An 18,604-nucleotide genomic window follows, 5' to 3' on the forward strand; every position below is an offset into this window, starting at 1 on the left:
ACCTCAGTCCGCCGGCTGGATCTGCACCTGCGGCAGCAGGCGCTGCACATCCTCGGGGCTGCACAGGCCGGTGCCGATCGAGAGCAGCGTGGCGGAACCGGCGGCGACGCCGAGCGCAAAGGCTTCCTGCAAAGGTTGGTGCTGCTGCAGCGCGGCCACCATGCCACCCACGAAGCTGTCGCCCGCGCCGACCGCGCTGGCCACGGGGATGTCCAGCGGTGCGGCGCGCCAGCTCGCGTCGCGCGTGACCAGCAGGGCGCCCAGGTGGCCCAGCGTCAGTGCCACGACTTCGGTCATGCCACGTTGGATCAGCTGGCGGGCCGCGCCCAGCCACTGTTCTGGGGCCTCCAGCGCCTCACCGCTGAGTTCGGCGAGTTCGCGCAGGTTGGGCTTGAAGAGGTACACGCCCTCGGCCAGCGCGGCGGCCAGCGCCGGCCCCGAGGTGTCGAGCACCAGGCGCGCTCCGCGCTCGCGGCACAGGCGCGCCAGCCGCGCATAGAAATCCACCGGCGCGCCGGGCGGCAGGCTGCCGCTGGCGACCAGCAGGTCGGGGAATTCGGGCAGCTGTTCCAGATGGCTCAGACAGGCCTGCCATTCGCCTTCGGTCAGGTGCGGGCCGGGCATGACGAAGCGGAACTCGGCGCCGGTGCTGTGTTCGTGCACCGTGAAACTGACGCGCGTTTCGTCGGCGATCGGCAGGAACACGCTGGGGATGCCCTCTTCGCGCATGCGCGTCTCCAGCCAGTGGCCGGCCGAACCGCCGGTGGGACACAGCGACGTGCATTCGCCGCCCAGGCGGGTGAGCACGCGCGCCACGTTGATGCCGCCGCCGCCCGCGTCGTGCAGCGTGTCGCCGCAACGCAGCTTGTGCGTGGGCACCACGCGCTCGGTTTCGGTCGCCAGGTCGACCGAGGGGTTCATCGTCAGGCAGAGGACGCGCAGTTGGGCTTCTTGTGTGTTCATGCTGGGGTTCTACCCGAAAACCATGACGCCCGATCGGTGGATCAACGCAGGTGTTTCAGGCGTTTGGCGGCGAACGCCTCGCTGACCCGCAGGCCACGGGTGCCCGGCACCAGCTGGAAGGCCTCACCCGCTTGGATGGTGCCGGTCCGCACCACGGCAAGGTAAAAGCCGGAACACAGCCGCTCCATCATGAGCCGACCCGCCTGGTTCAGCCCCATGACGGCGTTGAACTTGAAGCAGGGCTCGCGCGGCGCGGTCACGCGCAGCACGCAACCAGGAAAGTGCAGCTCGTCGCCGATCCAGACCTCGTGCTCCAGCAGGCCTTCGATGCCGAGGTTCTCGCCCATGAAGCCGGGCGGCAGCGCTTCGTCGAACAGGCTCACGCCGGCATCCCGGCGCTGCGCCTGCCAGAACGGGAGGTGTTCCACCGGATAGGCGTAGACCGCTTTGCCGAGCCCGCCGTGAACACTCGGGTCGGCCTGCTCGTCGCCGGCCAGGCCCAGCGGACCCACGGCCACCGGGCCGCTGACCGGCGCTTTGCCGATGGCCGAAAGCACGCTGCGTGTACCGATCCGCAGGGGACGGGCGTTGCCGGTGTTGACGCTCAGGACACGCATCGTTGACGAAGTCGCCGCGACGAGCGTCAGCCGCGCATCAGCGCTTCGATCTCGTCGGCCTGCACCGGCACGCCGCGGCTGATGAGTTCGCAGCCGGTGGCGGTGACGATGGCGTCGTCTTCGATGCGGATGCCGATGTTCCAGAAGTGTTCCGGCACGCCCTCGCCCGGGCGCACGTACAGCCCGGGCTCGATGGTGAGGACCATGCCGGGCTGGAGGATGCGGCTGGGGCGGTCCTTGATGAGCTCGCCCGAGAGCGGGTCCTTGCGTTCGTTGACGGTACCGATCTCCGACGGTTCCACGTAGCCGCCGCAGTCGTGCACGTCCATGCCCAGCCAGTGGCCGGTGCGGTGCATGTAGAACGGAAAGTAGCTGCGGTTGGTGATCACGTCCTGCGCGCTGCCCACCTTGTTCTTGTCGAGCAGGCCGACGTCGAGCAGGCCCTGCGCCAGCACGGCGACCGTGGCTTCGTGCGGGTCGGTGAAACGCGCGCCGGCTTTCGTCGCCGTCACCGCCGCTTCCTGCGAGGCCAGCACCAGGTCGTACAGCGTGCGCTGCGGGCCGGTGAAGCTGCCGTTGGCGGGGAAGGTGCGGGTGATGTCGCTGGCGTAGCCGTCGAGCTCGCAGCCGGCGTCGATCAGCACCAGCTCGCCGCTGCGGATGGGCGCGGTGTCGGCGCGGTAATGCAGGATGCAGGCGTTGGCGCCGGCGGCGACGATGCTGCCGTAGGCCGGGTACTGCGAGCCCTGCTGGCGGAACTCGTGCAGCAGCTCGGCGTCGAGGTGGTACTCGCGCACGTCCTGGCCCGCACGCAGCATGGCGGCGCAGCGCTGCATGGCGCGGATGTGGGCACGCGCGCTGATCTGCGCGGCGCGGCGCATCACGTCCTGTTCGTGCGCATCCTTGGTCAGGCGCATCTCGTCCAGCAGGGCGCAGAGGTCGCGCTGCGACTCGGGGCACAGGGCGCCGTAGCGCACGCGGGCACGCACCGGCTGCAGCCACTGATTGACGCGGCTCTCCAGCCCCTCGTGGGTGGCAAACGGGTACCAGACCACGCTGCGGTTTTCCAGCAGCCGGGGCAGGCGCTGGTCGAGTTCGGCCACGGAAAACGCGGCCTGCACGCCGAGCGCGTCGGGCGCGGCGTCCGGGCCCAGCCGCAGGCCGTCCCAGATCTCGCGCTCGGCGTCTTTCGGGTTGCAAAACAGCGTGCTCTCGCCTTCGGCGGTGATCACCAGCCAAGCCTTGGGTTCGGTGAAGCCGGTCAGGTAATAGAAGTAGCTGTCGTGCCGGAACAGGAAGTCGCTGTCGCGGTTGCGCTGCTGCTCGGGCGCGGTGGGCACGATGGCGATGCCACCGGGGCCGAGCTGGGCAGCGAGCTGCGCGCGGCGTTGGGTGTAGAGGGCGTGGGAGGTGTGTGCGTCCATGGACGCATTCTCCGTGTTTTGCAACGACCCCGCAGTGCCACTGTCCGGCGCGCAGTTCAACCAAGGATGCGGTGGAACCGGCTTCGACGGGACGAAGAGGCATCGGCTCCGACGATGACGCGGCCTGCAAGGCACGCCGCAGGCGGCGCGGGGGGAGCCGATTGCTTCAGCCCAGTTCTTTCAGGCGCTCGGGTGTGCCGACATCGGTCCAGGGGCCGGTGTAGAGCTCGGCGCTCACGAGCCCGGCGTCCATGGCCTGGCGCAGCAGCGGCGCCAGAGGTGCGGCGGTGCCCTGCGGGTTGCCGGGGATGGTTTCGCACCACGGGGCTTCAAACAGCGCGCGGCGGTACAGGCCGATGGTGCTGTAGGTGTGTTTCTGGTCGGCCTGGTTCAGCGCCCGGCCGTCGGCGGCCAGGCCGAAGTCGCCTTGGGGGTTGTGCGCCGGGTTGGGCACCAGCCAGATATGCGCCAGCAGGCCGCTGGCGCTGAAGCGGTCCACGCTGGCCTGGGTGAAGGGAAAGCCGGGCACGTAGACGTCGCCCGCCAGCACCCAGAACACCTCGCCCAGCAGCGGCAGCGCGCGCGAAATACCACCCGCGGTTTCGAGCGCGTAGCCGAAGTCCTGGCCTTCGTGTGAAAACGCAACCTCGGCGCCCGGGTGGGCTTGTGGCCAGTCGGCGAACTCCTGCTCGATCTGCTCGCCCAGCCAGGCGGTGTTGACCACCAGTCGGGAGAAGCCACCCTGGTGCAGCGCTTCCATCTCCCACTGCATCAGCGGCTTGCCCTGCACCCGCAGCAAAGGCTTGGGTGTCACGTCGGTCAGCGGGCGCATGCGCATGCCGCGCCCGGCGGCCAGGATCATGGCGGGGATGGTGGCTTTCGCGGTGGTGTGGGGCAAGGTCACGTCTGCATTATTCACGAGCCGCCAGGGCCGGACGGGCGGCCCGATAAAATCTCGGGTTTGGCGCCCTGGGCGCTGTCATCCCACCTCACCACGGTTCATCCATGTCCGACGACGCCAACACCCCCTTCAGCCCCGCCCCCGCCGCCGTCCCTGCCGCCGCACCCACGGTGTCGCCGCAGACCCAGGCCAACGCGATCCGCGCGCTCGCCATGGACGCGGTGCAGGCCGCCAACTCGGGCCACCCCGGCGCACCCATGGGCATGGCCGACATGGCCGTTGCGCTGTGGGGCCGCCACCTGCGCCACAACCCCACCAACCCCGCCTGGGCCAACCGCGACCGCTTCGTGCTGTCCAACGGCCACGGCTCCATGCTGATCTACGCGCTGCTGCACCTGACCGGCTACAAGCTGCCCATCGGCGAACTCAAGAACTTCCGCCAGCTCGGCAGCAAGACCGCGGGCCACCCCGAGGTCGGCCACACGCCCGGCGTCGAAACCACCACCGGCCCGCTGGGCCAGGGCCTCACCAACGCGGTGGGCATGGCGCTGGCCGAGAAGCTGCTGGCTTCCGAATTCAACCGCGAAGGCCACGCCATCGTGGACCACAACACCTACGTCTTCCTGGGCGACGGCTGCCTGATGGAAGGCATCAGCCACGAAGCCATCGCGCTGGCCGGCGCCTGGAAGCTCAACAAGCTGGTCGCCCTGTACGACGACAACGGCATCTCCATCGACGGCCAGGTCGCGCCCTGGTTCATCGACGACACGCCCAAGCGTTTTGAAGCCTGCGGCTGGAACGTGATCCGCGCGGTCGACGGCCACGACGCCGACGCCGTGGACAAGGCCATCGCCGCCGCCAAGAACAGCGCCGACAAGCCCACGCTGATCTGCTGCAAGACCGCCATCGGCAAGGGCAGCCCGAACCGCGCCAACACCGCCAAAGCCCACGGCGAGCCGCTGGGCATCGAAGAGATCAAGCTCACCCGCGAAGCCCTGGGCTGGCCCCACGCCCCGTTCGCGATTCCGAAAGACGTCTACGCCGCCTGGGACGCCAAGGCCGCCGGCAAAACCGTTGAAGCCGCCTGGAACGCGCAGTTCGCCGCCTACAAGGCTGCCTTCCCCGAGCTGGCCAAGGAATTCACCCGCCGCATGAAGGGCGAGCTGCCCAAGCAGTTCCACCAGGTCGCTGTGGACGCCGTGCTCGCGGCCCACACCAAGGCCGAGACCGTGGCCAGCCGCAAGGCCAGCCAGATCGCGCTGGAAGCCTTCACGGCCGCCCTGCCCGAGCTGCTGGGTGGCAGCGCCGACCTGACCGGCTCCAACCTGACCAACACCAAGTCCACGCCTAACCTGCGCTTCGATCTGGCCGGCAACGTGGTGAAGAACGAGGCCGGCCAGGGTGGCCGCCACATCAACTACGGCGTGCGCGAATTCGGCATGGCCGCGATCATGAACGGCGTCGCGCTGCACGGTGGCTTCATCCCCTACGGCGGCACCTTCCTCACGTTCTCCGATTACAGCCGCAACGCCATCCGCATGGCCGCGCTGATGAAGCAGCGCGTGATCCACGTCTTCACGCACGACTCCATCGGCCTGGGTGAGGACGGCCCGACCCACCAGTCGGTCGAACACGCCGCCAGCCTGCGCCTGATCCCCAACCTGGACGTCTGGCGTCCGGGCGACACCGCCGAGACCGCCGTGGCCTGGGCTGTGGCGCTGCAAAACAGCAACAAGCCGACTGCGCTGCTGCTGAGCCGCCAGAACCTGCCCTACGCCCCCAAGCACGACCTCGGCGACATCAGCCGCGGTGCCTACGTGCTGGCTGAGCCCAGCGAAGTGGGACTGAAGAAGAAGGCCCAGGCGGTGATCATCGCCACCGGCTCCGAAGTGCAGCTTGCGCTCAAGGCGCAGGACCTGCTGGCCCGCGCCTACAACATCGCGGTGCGCGTGGTCTCTATGCCCAGCACCACGACCTTTGACCGCCAGGATCCGGCCTACAAGGCGGAAGTGTTGCCCAAAGGCCTGCCGCGCATCGCGGTGGAAATGGGCTCCACCGACGGCTGGTGGAAATACGGCGTGGCCGCGGTCGTCGGCCTCGACACCTACGGCGAGTCCGCCCCGGCGCCGGCGCTGTTCGAACACTTCGGTTTCACCGCCCAGAACGTGGCCGACACGGTGCGCACCGTATTGACCAAGTAATCGGTTTCGTTTGATTTTTCATCCATCCACAGGAGTACAGGACATGACCATCAAGATCGGTATCAACGGCTTCGGCCGCATCGGGCGCAACGTGTTGCGCAGCGCGATCCAGAACTTTGCCGACATCGAAGTCGTCGCCATCAACGACCTGCTCGAACCCGACTACCTGGCCTACATGCTGCAGTACGACAGCGTGCACGGCCGCTTCAAGGGCACCGTCAAGGTCGAAGGCGGCAACATCGTCGTCAACGGCAAGACCATCCGTCTGACGCAAGAGCGCGACCCCGCCAACCTCAAGTGGGCCGACGTCGGCGCCGACGTCGTGATCGAATCCACCGGCCTGTTCCTCGACAAGGTCACGGCCCAGAAGCACCTGGACGCGGGCGCCAAGAAGGTCATCCTGTCTGCGCCCTCCAAGGACGACACCCCCATGTTCGTCTACGGCGTGAACCACAAGACCTACGCCGGCCAGGCCATCATCTCCAACGCCTCGTGCACCACCAACTGCCTGGCCCCTGTGGCCAAGGTGCTGAACGACAAGTGGGGCATCAAGCGCGGCCTGATGACGACAGTTCACGCTGCCACCGCGACGCAGAAGACCGTGGACGGCCCGTCCAACAAAGACTGGCGCGGCGGTCGCGGCATCCTGGAGAACATCATTCCTTCGAGCACGGGCGCTGCCAAGGCCGTGGGCGTGGTGATTCCCGAGCTGAACAAGAAGCTGACCGGCATGAGCTTCCGCGTGCCGACGTCCGACGTGTCGGTGGTCGACCTGACCGTGGAACTCAACAGCGAAGCCAGCTACGCCGAGATCTGCGCCGAGATGAAGGCGCAGAGCGAAGGCGCGCTCAAGGGCGTGCTGGGTTACACCACCGACAAGGTCGTGGCGACCGACTTCCGTGGCGAGACCTGCACCAGCGTGTTCGACGCCGACGCCGGCATCGCGCTGGACAGCACCTTCGTCAAGGTCGTGGCCTGGTACGACAACGAGTGGGGCTACTCCAACAAGTGCCTGGAGATGGCACGCGTGGTCGCTGGATAAGGCACCTCCTGCGCCGCTTCGTAGCTTCCCCCGGAAGGGGCCGCACCCGGTGGCCCGGCGGAGCCGGCTCTACGGGTGCCCTGGAATGAAAAAAAGCCGCTGTGAAAACAGCGGCTTTTTTTCATTCGCAGGGCTGGAGTCTTTTGCCCGCGAGAGCAGCGCCGAGGCCACTCACAGCGTTGCGCTGCGCTTCGGTGGCGGCGGGCAGGCGCAGGACAAAGTTGGTGCCTTCGGGCCGCTCCACCGCCACGCGCGCGGTGCGCACGCCCTTTTTGCTCAGGTCCTGCAGGGCCTGTTCGGCCGAGGCTTCGCTGGAGAAGGTGCCCAGCGCCAGACCGCGTCCGAGTGCTGGCACCGTGACTTCCCGGAATTCGATCTTGATGTCGCGCAGTTCGGTCTTTTTGCGCGCCATCTGCTCGTCGTTGTAGCGTCCCATGTAGACAATCCAGCGGCCTCCGCTGAGAACTTCGTTGAGCCGCCAGGCGCCGTCGGGCAGGCCCAGTTGTTGCAGGGCACTGCGCAACACATCGGCCTGGGCTGGCGAGTAGATGGCGGCTTGCCAACAAGCGGTGGCGGGCGTGTTGTCGGTCTGGGGCTTGGCAGGGACTTCGGGGGCCGCAACCGTGGTCGCTGCCATTGCCTCTGGCGCTGGAGCGGGTGGTGTTGGGGGCGCCGCCGTCGGTGCCGTGGCGTTCGATGGCGCCTCGGCCGGCCGGGGGGCGTTGAGCAGGCGCAAGCCCTCGGGCTTGATCTGGGATCGCAACCGCTCGGGCTCGGACTGCACCACCGGTTTCAGGCCCAGGGCGCCCAGGTACCCTTGGGTCCAGGCGAAATAGCCCGCGTTGGCCAGCACCAGCAACCAGATCACCACCCTCAACATGGCCGCACACTCACTTCCGAACTGGTGACCGCCTGCATGCCCTGGTCGGTCTGAACCAGCAAGGCCCCTTGCGGGCTCACACCACAGGCGGTTCCCTGGGTGCCGTCGGACAGGCGCACACTTTGCCCCTGGAGCGCATCGCGCCGGGCGAAACGCTCGGCAAAGGCGGTGAAGCCTTGCGACTCAAAGGCCTGGATGTCGCGCACCAGCGCGGGCGCCACCCGTGCCAGCGCCTCGCCCGCGGTCAGGCCCACCAGCACCTCGGACAAGCCGGCGGGCGCCATGGCGGGCAGCAGCGCGTCCGGGCTGGCCAGGGCGCTCACGGCCGCGGCTTCGGGGCGGGCGATGTTGATGCCCACGCCCACCACGACCAAGCGCGGGTGTGTGGCAGCGCTGCCGACCGATGTGCCGTTGCTGGCGGTTTCCACCAGGATGCCACCGAGCTTGCGCTGGTGCAGCCAGAGGTCGTTGGGCCACTTGAGCCGCACATCCGGGTGCAGGCTCTCGGCCAGGCTCACGCCGACCGCCAGAGACAGGCCGGACCAGTCGGCCGGCGCCAGCGGCAGCGCGAGCGAAAAGGTGAGCGACTGGCCGGCCTTGCTGTGCCAGCCCTTGCCCAGACGACCGCGCCCGGCGGTCTGCTCGTCGGCCGCCAGCAGCACCGGCTCCATCAACCCGGCGCGCGCGCGGCGCATGAGCTCGCTGCTGGTGGAGTCGATGCTGGGCAGCACCTCGACCGTGAAACCCGGCAGATCGGGCACGACCGCCTGCCAGACGGCCTCGACGTGGGCGAGCAGGTCAGACATGGTCGGAGAGGCGCGCCTGCAGCCCAGAACACCGCGCAACCGGCTTTGCCGGGGCGCTGGTGTTGTCCCCTTGGGGGGAAGACGCGAAGCGGCGCAGGGGGGTCATCCCAGTTTCGTGGCACGGCCACCGCGCTTCGGCGCCAGCAGCGTGCCGCGGCAGTTCTTGGCGCCGCACCAGCAGGGGTACTCGGCCTTGAGCTTCGGGGTGTAGGGCTCGTCGATCACCAGGCCGTAGTCGTAGAACAGCTCTTCGCCCGCGGCGATGTTGCGCTGGGCGCGGATGAAGACCCGGCCGTCGTCCACCTCGGCTTCGCAGTTGGGGTTGCAGCTGTGGTTGATCCAGCGCGAGGAGTTGCCGCCCACCTTGGCGTCGATGACGTGGCCTTCATCGATGTGGAAATAGAAGGTGTGGTTCGGATCGCTGGGGTCGTGGGGGTGGCGCCTGAGCGCCTCGTCCCAGCTGATGATCTCGCCCACGTATTCAATCAGGGTCTCACCTTCGGCCAGATCCACGACGGCGTAGACGCCCTTGCCGTGCACGCCGGAGCGCCGCGTCTGGATGCGCCGGCTGCTGGCAGCGGGCGTTTTGGTGGCGGAAGCGGCGCGCGTCTGGCGGGGGCTTTTTGCGAAACCTGCGGTTTTCGTCACGGCCGGAATTTTTGGTAAGGTTGATTCATGCAGGTGCGCGCGTGTGTGTGCGTACCCATGTGTGCGCGTGCATGCGCGCGTGAAAGCTGATTGTAGAGATGAAAACTGCTGAAGGTTTCGCCAAAACCCTGGTCATTGCCGAGAAGCCATCCGTGGCCCAGGACATCGTGCGAGCGCTCACCCCGGTGGCGGGCAAGTTCGACAAGCACGATGACCACTTCGAGAGTGACACCTACGTCGTCACTTCCGCCGTGGGCCACCTGGTGGAGATCGCCGCGCCCGAAGAGTTCGACGTCAAACGTGGCAAGTGGAGCTTCGCCCACCTGCCGGTGCTGCCGCCCTACTTTGAACTCAAGCCGATCGACAAGACCAAGTCGCGCCTGTCGGCGGTGGTGCGCCTGGCCAAGCGCAAGGACGTGACGAAACTCATCAACGCCTGTGACGCGGGCCGCGAGGGCGAGCTGATCTTCCGGCTGATCGAACAGTACGCCGGTGGCCTGAAGGGCGGCTCGTACCAGACGCTGGGCAAGCCGGTGCAGCGCCTGTGGCTGCAATCCATGACGCCGGCGGCCATCCGCGACGGTTTTGAACACCTGCGCAGCGATGCACAGATGCAGGGACTGGCCGACGCCGCGCGCAGCCGTTCCGAGGCCGACTGGATGGTCGGCATCAACGGCACGCGCGCCATGACCGCGTTCAACTCGCGCGACGGCGGCTTTTTCCTCACCACGGTCGGCCGGGTGCAGACGCCCACGCTGTCCATCGTGGTCGAGCGCGAAGAAAAGATCCGCGCCCACCGCAGCCGCGACTACTGGGAAATCCACGCGGCCTTCCTGGCCGAGGCCGGCGAGTACCCGGGCAAGTGGTTCGACCCCGCGTTCAAGAAGCCCACCGGCGATGACGCCGACCTGGAGCAGCGCGCCGACCGCGTCTGGAGCCAGCGCGAAGCCCAGGCGATCGCCGATGCGGTGCGCGGCAAGGCCGCCAGCGTCAAGGAAGAGAGCAAACCCACCACGCAGGCCAGCGGCCTGCTGTACGACCTGACCAGCCTGCAGCGCGAGGCCAACGGCCGCTTCGGCTTCTCGGCCAAGACCACGCTGCAGCTGGCGCAAAGCCTGTACGAGCGCCACAAGGCCCTGACCTACCCGCGGACCGACTCGCGCGCCCTGCCCGAGGACTATTTGCCCACGGTGAAGCAGACCTTCGAGATGCTGGCCGGCAGCGGCATGAAGCACCTGGCGCCGCACGCGCGCACCGCGCTCGACGGCGGCTACATCCGCCCGAGCAAGCGCATCTTCGACAACAGCAAGGTGTCGGACCACTTCGCCATCATCCCCACGCTGCAGGCGCCGCACGGGCTGAGCGAAGCCGAGCAGAAGCTGTACGACCTGGTGGTTCGCCGCTTCCTGGCGGTGTTCTTCCCCAGCGCCGAATTCATGGTCACGACCCGCATCACGAGTGTGGTCAATCACCACTTCAAGACCGAAGGCAAGGTGCTGGTCAAGCCGGGCTGGATGGCGGTCTATGGCAAGGAAGCCGCCGAAGACGTGGTGGATGCCAAAGAGGGCGACAAGGGGCAGAACCTGGTGCCGGTGCGCGAAGGCGAGACCGTGCGCACCGAATCGGTGGAGACCAAAGGCCTGAAGACCAAGCCACCCGCACGCTATTCGGAAGCCACCCTGCTGGGCGCCATGGAAGGCGCCGGCAAGCTGGTGGATGACGACGAGCTGCGCGAAGCGATGCAGGAAAAAGGCCTGGGCACGCCTGCCACGCGCGCGGCCATCATCGAAGGCCTGCTGACCGAGAAGTACATGTTCCGCGAAGGCCGCGAGATCATCCCCACGGCCAAGGCCTTCCAGCTCATGACACTGCTGCGAGGCCTGGGCGTGGAAGAACTCTCCAAGCCCGAGCTCACCGGCGAGTGGGAATACAAGCTGGCGCAGATGGAGCACGGCAAGCTCAGCCGCGCCGCCTTCATGGGCGAGATCGCCGCCATGACCGAGCGCATGGTGAAGAAGGCCAAGGAATACGACCGCGACACCATCCCCGGCAACTACGCCACCCTGCAAACGCCCTGCCCCAACTGCGGCGGCGTGGTGAAAGAAAACTACCGCCGCTACGGCTGCACCGGCACCGACGGCAACAGCGAGGGCTGCGGCTTCTCGTTCGGCAAGTCGCCGGCCGGTCGCACCTTCGAGCCCGAAGAGGCCGAACAGCTGCTGGCGACCAAAAAGATCGGCCCGCTGGAAGGCTTCCGCTCCAAGGCGGGCTGGCCCTTCGTGGCCGAGATCGTCATCAAGTTCAACGAAGAAGAGAAGAACTGGAAACTCGAATTCGACTTCGGTGACGACAAGAAAAACGAAGAGACCGGTGAGCTGGTCGATTTCACCGGCAGCGAATCGCTCGGCGCCTGCCCCAAGTGTGGCGGAGCGGTGCACGAACACGGCGCCAACTACGTCTGCGAGAAGTCGGTGCCGACGATGGCGCAGGCCACACCGACTTGCGACTTCAAGAGCGGCAAGATCATCCTGCAGCAGCCGGTGGCGCGCGAGCAGATGAGCAAGTTGCTGGAAACCGGCAAGACCGACCTGCTCGACAAGTTCGTCTCCATGCGCACGCGCCGTGCGTTCAAGGCCTTCCTGGCCTGGGACAAGGAAGCGGGCAAGGTGAACTTCGAGTTCGCACCGTCCAAGTTCCCGCCGCGCAAGACCGCGGCCGGCGCACCCGTGCGCGCGGCGGCTGGCAAAGCCGCCCCGGCCAAGAAGGCCGCGCCTGCGAAGAAAGCCGCAGCCAATAAGGCGCCCGCGGTCAAAACGCCCAAGGCGCCGCGCAAGACCACTGCCGCGAGCGGCAAGCAGCCCAGCGCGGCGCTGGCCGCGGTGATCGGTGCCGATGCCGTGTCGCGCCCCGAAGCGGTGAAGAAGCTGTGGGACTACATCAAGGCCAACGGTCTGCAGGACGCGGCCAACAAGCGCAACATCAACGCCGACGCCAAGCTGGAACCGGTGTTCGGCAAGCCGCAGGTGACCATGTTTGAAATCGCCGGCGTGCTGGGCAAACACCTCAGCTGATTCAGGAGACAACACACCATGAGTCTCAAACTTTATTTCGCCCCCGGCGCCTGCTCGTTCGTGCCGCACAGCATGCTGGAACTCTCGGGTGCGCCATTCGAACCCGCCAGCGTCAAGCTGCACAAGGGCGAGCAGCGCTCGGCTGAGTATCTGGCGCTCAACCCGCGCGGCCAGGTGCCGGTGCTGGTGGACGACGGCGAGGTGGTCACCCAGATCGTGTCCATCCTGTTGCACCTGGATGCGAAGTTTCCACAGGCCGGCATCCTGCCCGCGTCGGGGCTGGCGCGCACGCGTGCGCTGTCCACGCTGGCCTGGATGAACAACACGGTGCACCCCACCTTCACCCATGTGTTCATGCCGCAGAAGTTCACCGAGGACGAAGGCGCGCAGAAGGTCATTCGTGCGTTCGCCGCGAACAGCTACCGGGGTCTGCTGGGCGAGATCGAGGTGCTCGCGGCCCAGGCTTCACCCTGGCTCACGGGCGAGAAGCCGGGCGCGCTCGACGCCTACGCGCTGACCCTGCTGCGTTGGGGCGGTTACGCGGGCATCGATCCCACCACCTTCCCCTCCACCTGGGCGCTGGCCCAGCGGTTCGCGGCACTGCCGGCCGTGGCGCGCGCGGTGGAGCGCGAGAAGCTGCAGCTCAACGTGTACCAGCCGGCCATGGCGGCCTGAATTTCCGCGGCCGCGTCGCCGGGCCTCAGTCCTTGTCCGGGGACTTGCGGGGCGCAAAACGCACCGACGCGCGCAGACCCCGGTGGGTACGGTCCGGCTGGGCGTCCTCCATGGACACCACGGCGCCGTGTTGCTGGGCGATCTCGTGCACGATGGCCAGGCCCAGGCCCGAGCCATCGACGTTGGTGCCCAGCGCGCGGTAGAACGGCTGCAGCACGAGTTCGCGCTCGTTTTCCGGGATGCCCGGGCCGTTGTCCTCGACCTGCAGGATCATCACGCCGCTGAAGCGGTCCAGCAGCACGCGCGCCGTGACCACGCCATCCCGGCCGGAGTAGTTGATGGCGTTGTCCACCAGATTGCGCGTCATCTCCTGCAGCAGGGTCGGATTGCCTTCCATCAGGCAATCCGCCGGCATCTCTTCGGGCCCTTCGTAACCCAGGTCGATCCCGTGCTCCAGCGCCCGTGGCACGGAGTCCTGCACGACCCCCTTCACGAGCCGTGCGAGGTCGATGCGCGCCGTCGGCAACGTGCGGCCGGTGGTTTCGGCGCGGGCGAGTGACAGCAGCTGGTTGACGGTGTGGGTGGCGCGGGTGCTGGAGCGCGCGATCTGCTGCAGCGAGCCGCGGATTTCCTGCGGATCGCTCTCGCGTTGCGCCAGCTCGGCCTGCATGCGCAGCCCCGCCAGCGGCGTCTTGAGCTGGTGGGCCGCGTCGGCCAGGAAGCGTTTCTGCGTGCTCAGCGAGGTCTTCAGCCGCGTCAGCAGGTCGTTGATGGACGAGACCAGCGGCGCCACTTCCTGGGGAATGAACGACTCTTCGATCGGACTCAGGTCGTCGGGCTTGCGCGCGCGGATGCGCTGCTCCAGTTCGTTGAGCGGGCGGATGCCGCGCACCAGCGCCATCCACACCAGCAGCACCGCCAGCGGCAGGATCACGAACTGCGGCACCATCACACCCTTGATGATCTCGGTGGCCAGTGTGGAGCGTTTGCCCTTGGTTTCGGCCACCTGCATCAGCACCAGGCGTTTGGGGTCCTGGTTGCGCGAGAGCCATGCGTAGGCCACACGCACTTCATCGCCGCGCACGATGTCGTCGCGCAGCATCACCCGCCCCGGTTCGGGGGTTTCGTTGTCCTGCGGCAGGGGAAAGTCGCCCTCGCCACTGATGAGCTCGCCGCGGGGGTCCAGCACCTGGTAGTAGACGAGGTCGCTGTCGTCGGCGCGCAGCAGGTCGCGCGCCTGCGGCGTCAGGTTGAAGCTCACCTTTTCGTTCTGGTTCACCACAAACTGCGTGAGCGCCTGCAGGTTGAACTCCAGCGCACGGTCAAACGGCTTGCTGGCAATGCCCTGCGCCACGAACCAGGTCAGCGCCAGCGACAGCGGCCACAGCAGCAGCAGCGGCGTGAGCATCCAGTCCAGGATCTCGCCAAACAGGCTGCGTTGCTCGCGCTGGAACAGCCCGAACGACATCTGGCCGTTGTCGTGCTTTTTGGGATCGGACATGTCAGCTGCGGCGGTTTATCGCAAACTTGTCCGGAGCGACGGGTTCCAACCCAGAGCACTGTGGAGCCGGCTTTGCCGGGCCACCAGTGCTGCCCCCTGGGGGGGTGACGGGCTGCAAGCCCGGCGCGGGGGGAGCCTTCATCCAGGGATCTTTTCAAGGCAGTAACCCAGGCCGCGCACCGTGGCGATGCGGATCGGGCCCTTCTCGATCTTCTTGCGCAGGCGGTGGATGTAGACCTCGATGGCGTTGTTGCTCACCTCTTCGCCCCACTCGCACAGGCGCTCGACCAGCTGGTCCTTGCTCACCAGCCGCCCGGCGCGCTGCAGCAGCACTTCGAGCAGGCCGAGTTCGCGCGCCGAGAGTTCGACCATCTTGCCGTCGATGGTGGCCACGCGGCCGGCCTGGTCGTACACCAGCGGGCCGTGTTTGATGGTGGAGCTGGCGCCGCCCATACCACGGCGCGTGAGGGCGCGCACGCGCGCTTCGAGTTCCTGCAGCGAAAACGGTTTGGCCATGTAGTCGTCGGCGCCGTAGTCCAGACCCTTGACGCGTTCCTCGATGCTGTCGGCCGCGGTCAGGATCAGCACCGGCAGCGCCGAACCGCGCGAGCGCAGGCGTTTGAGCACCTCCAGACCATGCATTTTCGGCAGGCCCAGATCCAGGATCAGCAGGTCAAACTCGTTGTTGGTCATCAGCGCGGCGTCGGCTTCGCTGCCGCTGGCCACGTGGTCGACGGCCGCGCCGGCCGCGCGAAGACTGCGCAGCAGACCATCGGCCAGAACCTGGTCGTCTTCGGCAATCAGGATGCGCATGCGGGTTTCCTTTGCGGCCGGTCGGGCGGCCTGTTGTGGGGGCACTGTCAGCCGCACAACCGGCTGGCGGCGGCATGGTCTCCTCGACCATTTTAGGCCTCGCCAGCGGGGTCGGTTGCGGGAGAAACCCCCGACTCATGGGACGCGAGAGCGCGCGCCAAGCGGCCGTTCAGGTGCCGTACGCCTCCAGCCCCAGCGCCACCACGGTGGCCACCTCGGCGCCGACCTGGGCGCGAAACTCCGCCTCGGCCTGTGCCACCGCCTGGCGAAACGCTTCCAGCCAGAGCAGGCCGGTTTCGGTGAACACGATGCGGCGTGCGCGCGCATCCAGCGGATCGGGTTCGCGCCGCACCAGGCCCCAGGCCTCGCACTGTGTCACCAGATCACCCATGGCCTGCTTGCTCATGCCGGCCTGCCGGGCGAGCTCGGTCAGGCGCGAGCCCTTGAGCGCCAGATGGCGCGTGATGTGGATGTGGGCCGCACCCACCTGCGCGCGCGCGGCGAGGTTGGAGAGCGCCAGCGGCACAGCCGCGTCGCGCGCCATCAGATCGAGCACGCGTTCGTCAAAACGGCGCAAGGCGAGACCCATCAGACGGCCCAGGTGGCCGGAGCGCCAGCGGTCGTCGCCAGCCGCCAAGGGGAGTCCTTCGTTCATCGGTTCAGCCAGTCGGAGGAGGTGTCTTTTAGCCCAGCACACGCCGAAGAACCGGCTTTGCCGGGCCAAGGGCGTGGTCCCCCTGGGGGGAAGCCGCGCAGCGGCGCAGGGGGGTGGTCAAATGGTAAGTCAAACTGACCAAAAATTGACTTGTTCGAAATGTATATCGCTGTAAACTGCTGTTCAAGCATCCAGCCTGTACACAAAAACACCTGCTGGAAGCGAACACCCACTCACTCGCTCAGGAGCATCAAATGGACGCAGCCGTCAAGAACAACCCCGTCAACAGCGAAAAGGCCAAGGCTCTGCAGGTCGCGCTGGCCCAGATCGAAAAGCAGTTCGGCAAAGGCACGATCATGCGACTGGGCGAGGGCGAGGTGATCGAAGACATCCAGGTCGTGTCCACCGGCTCGCTCGGGCTGGACATCGCGCTGGGCGTCGGCGGTCTGCCGCGGGGTCGCGTGATCGAGATCTACGGCCCGGAATCCTCGGGCAAGACCACGCTCACCCTGCAGGCCATCGCCGAAATGCAGAAAGTGGGCGGCCAGTGTGCTTTTGTCGACGCCGAACACGCGCTGGACATCCAGTACGCGCAGAAGCTCGGCGTCAACCTGCAGGACCTGCTGATCTCCCAGCCCGACACCGGCGAACAGGCGCTCGAAATCGTTGACAGCCTGGTGCGTTCCGGTGCGGTCGACCTGATCGTGGTCGACTCGGTGGCCGCGCTCACGCCCAAGGCCGAACTAGAAGGCGAGATGGGCGACAGCCTGCCCGGCCTGCAGGCCCGCCTGATGAGCCAGGCGCTGCGCAAGCTCACCGCCCACATCAAGAAGACCAACTGCATGGTCATCTTCATCAACCAGATCCGCATGAAGATCGGTGTCATGTTCGGCAGCCCCGAAACCACCACCGGCGGCAACGCGCTCAAGTTCTATGCTTCGGTGCGCCTCGATATCCGCCGCACCGGCACGATCAAGAAGGGCGAGGACTCGATCGGCAACGAAACCAAGGTCAAGGTGGTGAAGAACAAGGTGGCGTCCCCGTTCAAGACGGCCGAGTTCGACATCCTGTTTGGCGAAGGCATCAGCCGCGAAGGCGAAATCCTGGACCTGGGCGTGCTGCACAAGGTGATCGAAAAATCCGGCGCCTGGTACGCCTACAACGGCGAGAAGATCGGCCAGGGTCGCGACAACTCACGCGAATTCCTGCGCGAGAACCCCGACCTGCGCGTCGAGATCGAGAACAAGGTGCGCACCGAGCTCGGCGTGCCGCTCCTGCCCACCGACGAAGCCGCCGCACCGGCCAAAGGTGGCAAGACCGCCAAGGCGGAGAAAGCCGCCATCGCCGAATAAGCGTCCCGGTGGATCGCACGCGCCAATCGATAACGGCAGGCTGAAATGGGCTTTGATCAGCCGTCACTCAAAGGCCGCGCCCTGCGTCTGCTTGCCGGCCGCGAGCATTCGCGCGCCGAGCTGGAGCGAAAGCTCAAGCCCCACGAAACCGAGCCCGGTGAACTGGCCCGCGCACTCGATGAGCTGCAGGCCAAGGGCTTCATCGATGAGCAGCGTGTGGTGGCGTCGGTGCTGCACCGGCGTGCCAGCCGGCTCGGGGCGTCGCGCGTGAAGCACGAGCTGCAGGCCAAGGGCGTGAGCGCCGAAGCCGTGGCCACGGCGGTGGCCGATCTGCAGGGTTCCGAATTCGAGCGCGCGCGCGAGATCTGGCGTCGCAAGTTCGGTGAGCCGGCCGCCGATGCCGCGGGGCAGGCCCGGCAGATGCGCTTCCTGGCCGCGCGCGGCTTCGGTGGGGATGTCATTCGAAGGGTGGTGGGCGGGCGCGACGCGGACTGAGAGTCTGAAAGCCAGGTGTTCGCAGTACCATCCGGGGTATTCAAAAGCACGCCTTGATGCGTGTCCCTGGAGACAAACCATGGCTTTATTCCGGCGGTTCTTTGGTGCTGTTGGGGCGGTGCACGACAACCAGCTGCAGGCAGAGGCGGCGGATGCTGCGCAAGGCCTGGACATCGACGCCGCCGTGGTCGCCCACCAGCAGTGGAAACAGCACCTGCTGGCGCACCTGGCCGGCCACCACTCCGAGGCCGGACTGGAGGTCGAAGACATCTGCCGCGACGACCGCTGTGATCTGGGCCGCTGGATCCATGGTCAGGCCCGTGCCCGCCTGGGCACCTTCCCGGGCTTCACCGCCTTGCTCTCGCACCACCGCATGTTCCACCACGTGGCGTGCAATGTGCTCGCGCTGGAGCAGGCGGGCAAGCGGGGCGACGCTCGCCGCATGGTGGCCGACCAGTTCGAGGCCTATTCGGACCGGGTGACGGAAGACCTGCGCTTGTTGCAGCAGGTGGTGAACCAGCCCCGCAGCGAACCCGGTCGGTCGAACTGAGCGGATGTTC

The 18,604-nt window shown here is 67.1% G+C and carries 17 protein-coding genes; 7 read left to right on the forward strand and 10 right to left on the reverse strand.

Features of this window, described 5'->3' with window-relative positions; all coding sequences use genetic code 11:
• Nucleotides 1-3 precede the first annotated feature (3 nt).
• The 4 genes from F3K02_RS16705 to F3K02_RS16720 all read right to left on the reverse strand — a co-directional run bounded on the left by F3K02_RS16705 (nt 4) and on the right by F3K02_RS16720 (nt 3,866).
• Nucleotides 4-963 carry a 1-phosphofructokinase family hexose kinase gene (locus F3K02_RS16705; RefSeq protein WP_177136758.1) on the reverse strand — a complete coding sequence of 320 codons (960 nt, stop codon included), beginning with the start codon at nt 961-963 and terminating at the stop codon, nt 4-6.
• Nucleotides 964-1,004: 41 nt separating this feature from the next.
• Nucleotides 1,005-1,580 (reverse strand): MOSC domain-containing protein, encoded by a 576-nt coding sequence (locus F3K02_RS16710; protein WP_177136759.1) that lies wholly within the window; start codon nt 1,578-1,580, stop codon nt 1,005-1,007.
• Between the two features lie 26 nt (nt 1,581-1,606).
• Nucleotides 1,607-3,004: an aminopeptidase P N-terminal domain-containing protein gene (locus F3K02_RS16715; RefSeq protein ID WP_177136760.1), complete on the reverse strand. Its 1,398-nt coding sequence runs from the start codon at nt 3,002-3,004 to the stop codon at nt 1,607-1,609.
• 166 nt (nt 3,005-3,170) lie between these two features.
• Nucleotides 3,171-3,866 (reverse strand): nucleotidyltransferase family protein, encoded by a 696-nt coding sequence (locus tag F3K02_RS16720; RefSeq protein WP_177136798.1) that lies wholly within the window; start codon nt 3,864-3,866, stop codon nt 3,171-3,173.
• Between the two features lie 143 nt (nt 3,867-4,009).
• Here F3K02_RS16720 and tkt point away from each other — a divergent pair, with 143 nt between their 5' ends.
• Nucleotides 4,010-6,106 carry a transketolase gene (gene tkt / locus F3K02_RS16725; protein ID WP_177136761.1) on the forward strand — a complete coding sequence of 699 codons (2,097 nt, stop codon included), beginning with the start codon at nt 4,010-4,012 and terminating at the stop codon, nt 6,104-6,106.
• A gap of 43 nt (nt 6,107-6,149) precedes the next feature.
• Nucleotides 6,150-7,148 carry a type I glyceraldehyde-3-phosphate dehydrogenase gene (gap, locus tag F3K02_RS16730; RefSeq protein ID WP_177136762.1) on the forward strand — a complete coding sequence of 333 codons (999 nt, stop codon included), beginning with the start codon at nt 6,150-6,152 and terminating at the stop codon, nt 7,146-7,148.
• A gap of 121 nt (nt 7,149-7,269) precedes the next feature.
• Here the strand turns inward: gap and F3K02_RS16735 are convergent, their stop codons facing one another.
• The 3 genes from F3K02_RS16735 to F3K02_RS16745 all read right to left on the reverse strand — a co-directional run bounded on the left by F3K02_RS16735 (nt 7,270) and on the right by F3K02_RS16745 (nt 9,395).
• Nucleotides 7,270-8,028 (reverse strand): SPOR domain-containing protein, encoded by a 759-nt coding sequence (locus F3K02_RS16735; RefSeq protein ID WP_177136763.1) that lies wholly within the window; start codon nt 8,026-8,028, stop codon nt 7,270-7,272.
• Nucleotides 8,022-8,834, reverse strand: a complete 813-nt coding sequence (locus F3K02_RS16740; RefSeq protein ID WP_177136764.1) for a biotin--[acetyl-CoA-carboxylase] ligase — start codon at nt 8,832-8,834, stop codon at nt 8,022-8,024. Before F3K02_RS16740 ends, F3K02_RS16735 begins: the two co-directional genes overlap by 7 nt.
• Nucleotides 8,835-8,936: 102 nt before the next feature.
• Nucleotides 8,937-9,395 carry an SET domain-containing protein gene (locus tag F3K02_RS16745; RefSeq protein ID WP_304922716.1) on the reverse strand — a complete coding sequence of 153 codons (459 nt, stop codon included), beginning with the start codon at nt 9,393-9,395 and terminating at the stop codon, nt 8,937-8,939.
• A 185-nt stretch (nt 9,396-9,580) separates the two neighbouring features.
• Between F3K02_RS16745 and F3K02_RS16750 the strand changes: the two genes are divergently transcribed.
• Both F3K02_RS16750 and F3K02_RS16755 read left to right on the forward strand, forming a co-directional pair.
• A complete protein-coding gene (locus F3K02_RS16750; protein ID WP_177136765.1) occupies nt 9,581-12,553 on the forward strand; it encodes a DNA topoisomerase III in 2,973 nt (990 codons plus the stop codon).
• A gap of 18 nt (nt 12,554-12,571) precedes the next feature.
• A complete protein-coding gene (locus tag F3K02_RS16755) occupies nt 12,572-13,228 on the forward strand; it encodes a glutathione S-transferase family protein (RefSeq protein WP_177136766.1) in 657 nt (218 codons plus the stop codon).
• A 25-nt stretch (nt 13,229-13,253) separates the two neighbouring features.
• On the opposite strand, the gene F3K02_RS16760 is transcribed toward F3K02_RS16755, so the two are convergent.
• The 3 genes from F3K02_RS16760 to F3K02_RS16770 all read right to left on the reverse strand — a co-directional run bounded on the left by F3K02_RS16760 (nt 13,254) and on the right by F3K02_RS16770 (nt 16,197).
• On the reverse strand, nt 13,254-14,729 hold the full coding sequence (locus F3K02_RS16760) for a sensor histidine kinase N-terminal domain-containing protein (RefSeq protein WP_246309539.1): 1,476 nt from the start codon (nt 14,727-14,729) through the stop codon (nt 13,254-13,256).
• 138 nt (nt 14,730-14,867) lie between these two features.
• Entirely contained in the window at nt 14,868-15,542 is a 675-nt protein-coding gene (locus F3K02_RS16765) for a response regulator (RefSeq protein WP_177136767.1), read from the reverse strand.
• Between the two features lie 169 nt (nt 15,543-15,711).
• The gene (locus tag F3K02_RS16770; protein ID WP_177136768.1) at nt 15,712-16,197 is read right to left on the reverse strand and encodes a MarR family winged helix-turn-helix transcriptional regulator; all 486 of its coding nucleotides are present in this window, start codon (nt 16,195-16,197) and stop codon (nt 15,712-15,714) included.
• 254 nt (nt 16,198-16,451) lie between these two features.
• Here F3K02_RS16770 and recA point away from each other — a divergent pair, with 254 nt between their 5' ends.
• The 3 genes from recA (at nt 16,452) to F3K02_RS16785 (ending at nt 18,594) form a co-directional block, all read left to right on the forward strand.
• A complete protein-coding gene (gene recA / locus F3K02_RS16775; RefSeq protein ID WP_177136769.1) occupies nt 16,452-17,549 on the forward strand; it encodes a recombinase RecA in 1,098 nt (365 codons plus the stop codon).
• 45 nt (nt 17,550-17,594) lie between these two features.
• A complete protein-coding gene (recX, locus tag F3K02_RS16780; RefSeq protein WP_177136770.1) occupies nt 17,595-18,044 on the forward strand; it encodes a recombination regulator RecX in 450 nt (149 codons plus the stop codon).
• A gap of 79 nt (nt 18,045-18,123) precedes the next feature.
• Nucleotides 18,124-18,594 carry a CZB domain-containing protein gene (locus tag F3K02_RS16785; protein ID WP_177136771.1) on the forward strand — a complete coding sequence of 157 codons (471 nt, stop codon included), beginning with the start codon at nt 18,124-18,126 and terminating at the stop codon, nt 18,592-18,594.
• Nucleotides 18,595-18,604: the final 10 nt, after the last annotated feature.

Source organism: Hydrogenophaga aromaticivorans, assembly GCF_013387465.1.
In the GTDB taxonomy this organism is placed as follows: domain Bacteria; phylum Pseudomonadota; class Gammaproteobacteria; order Burkholderiales; family Burkholderiaceae_C; genus Hydrogenophaga; species Hydrogenophaga aromaticivorans.

Excerpts from the sequence above, each read along its gene's own strand:
- F3K02_RS16720 (WP_177136798.1), bottom strand. The coding sequence starts at position 3,866 with ATGATCCTGGCCGCCGGGCGCGGCATGCGCATGCGCCCGCTGACCGAC.
- F3K02_RS16755 (WP_177136766.1), top strand. The coding sequence starts at position 12,572 with ATGAGTCTCAAACTTTATTTCGCCCCCGGCGCCTGCTCGTTCGTGCCG.
- recA (WP_177136769.1), top strand. The coding sequence starts at position 16,452 with ATGGACGCAGCCGTCAAGAACAACCCCGTCAACAGCGAAAAGGCCAAG.
- F3K02_RS16750 (WP_177136765.1), top strand. The coding sequence starts at position 9,581 with ATGAAAACTGCTGAAGGTTTCGCCAAAACCCTGGTCATTGCCGAGAAG.
- F3K02_RS16715 (WP_177136760.1), bottom strand. The coding sequence starts at position 3,004 with ATGGACGCACACACCTCCCACGCCCTCTACACCCAACGCCGCGCGCAG.
- F3K02_RS16710 (WP_177136759.1), bottom strand. The coding sequence starts at position 1,580 with ATGCGTGTCCTGAGCGTCAACACCGGCAACGCCCGTCCCCTGCGGATC.
- tkt (WP_177136761.1), top strand. The coding sequence starts at position 4,010 with ATGTCCGACGACGCCAACACCCCCTTCAGCCCCGCCCCCGCCGCCGTC.
- gap (WP_177136762.1), top strand. The coding sequence starts at position 6,150 with ATGACCATCAAGATCGGTATCAACGGCTTCGGCCGCATCGGGCGCAAC.
- F3K02_RS16760 (WP_246309539.1), bottom strand. The coding sequence starts at position 14,729 with ATGTCCGATCCCAAAAAGCACGACAACGGCCAGATGTCGTTCGGGCTG.
- F3K02_RS16785 (WP_177136771.1), top strand. The coding sequence starts at position 18,124 with ATGGCTTTATTCCGGCGGTTCTTTGGTGCTGTTGGGGCGGTGCACGAC.
- F3K02_RS16735 (WP_177136763.1), bottom strand. The coding sequence starts at position 8,028 with ATGTTGAGGGTGGTGATCTGGTTGCTGGTGCTGGCCAACGCGGGCTAT.
- F3K02_RS16740 (WP_177136764.1), bottom strand. The coding sequence starts at position 8,834 with ATGTCTGACCTGCTCGCCCACGTCGAGGCCGTCTGGCAGGCGGTCGTG.
- F3K02_RS16765 (WP_177136767.1), bottom strand. The coding sequence starts at position 15,542 with ATGCGCATCCTGATTGCCGAAGACGACCAGGTTCTGGCCGATGGTCTG.
- F3K02_RS16770 (WP_177136768.1), bottom strand. The coding sequence starts at position 16,197 with ATGAACGAAGGACTCCCCTTGGCGGCTGGCGACGACCGCTGGCGCTCC.
- F3K02_RS16705 (WP_177136758.1), bottom strand. The coding sequence starts at position 963 with ATGAACACACAAGAAGCCCAACTGCGCGTCCTCTGCCTGACGATGAAC.
- recX (WP_177136770.1), top strand. The coding sequence starts at position 17,595 with ATGGGCTTTGATCAGCCGTCACTCAAAGGCCGCGCCCTGCGTCTGCTT.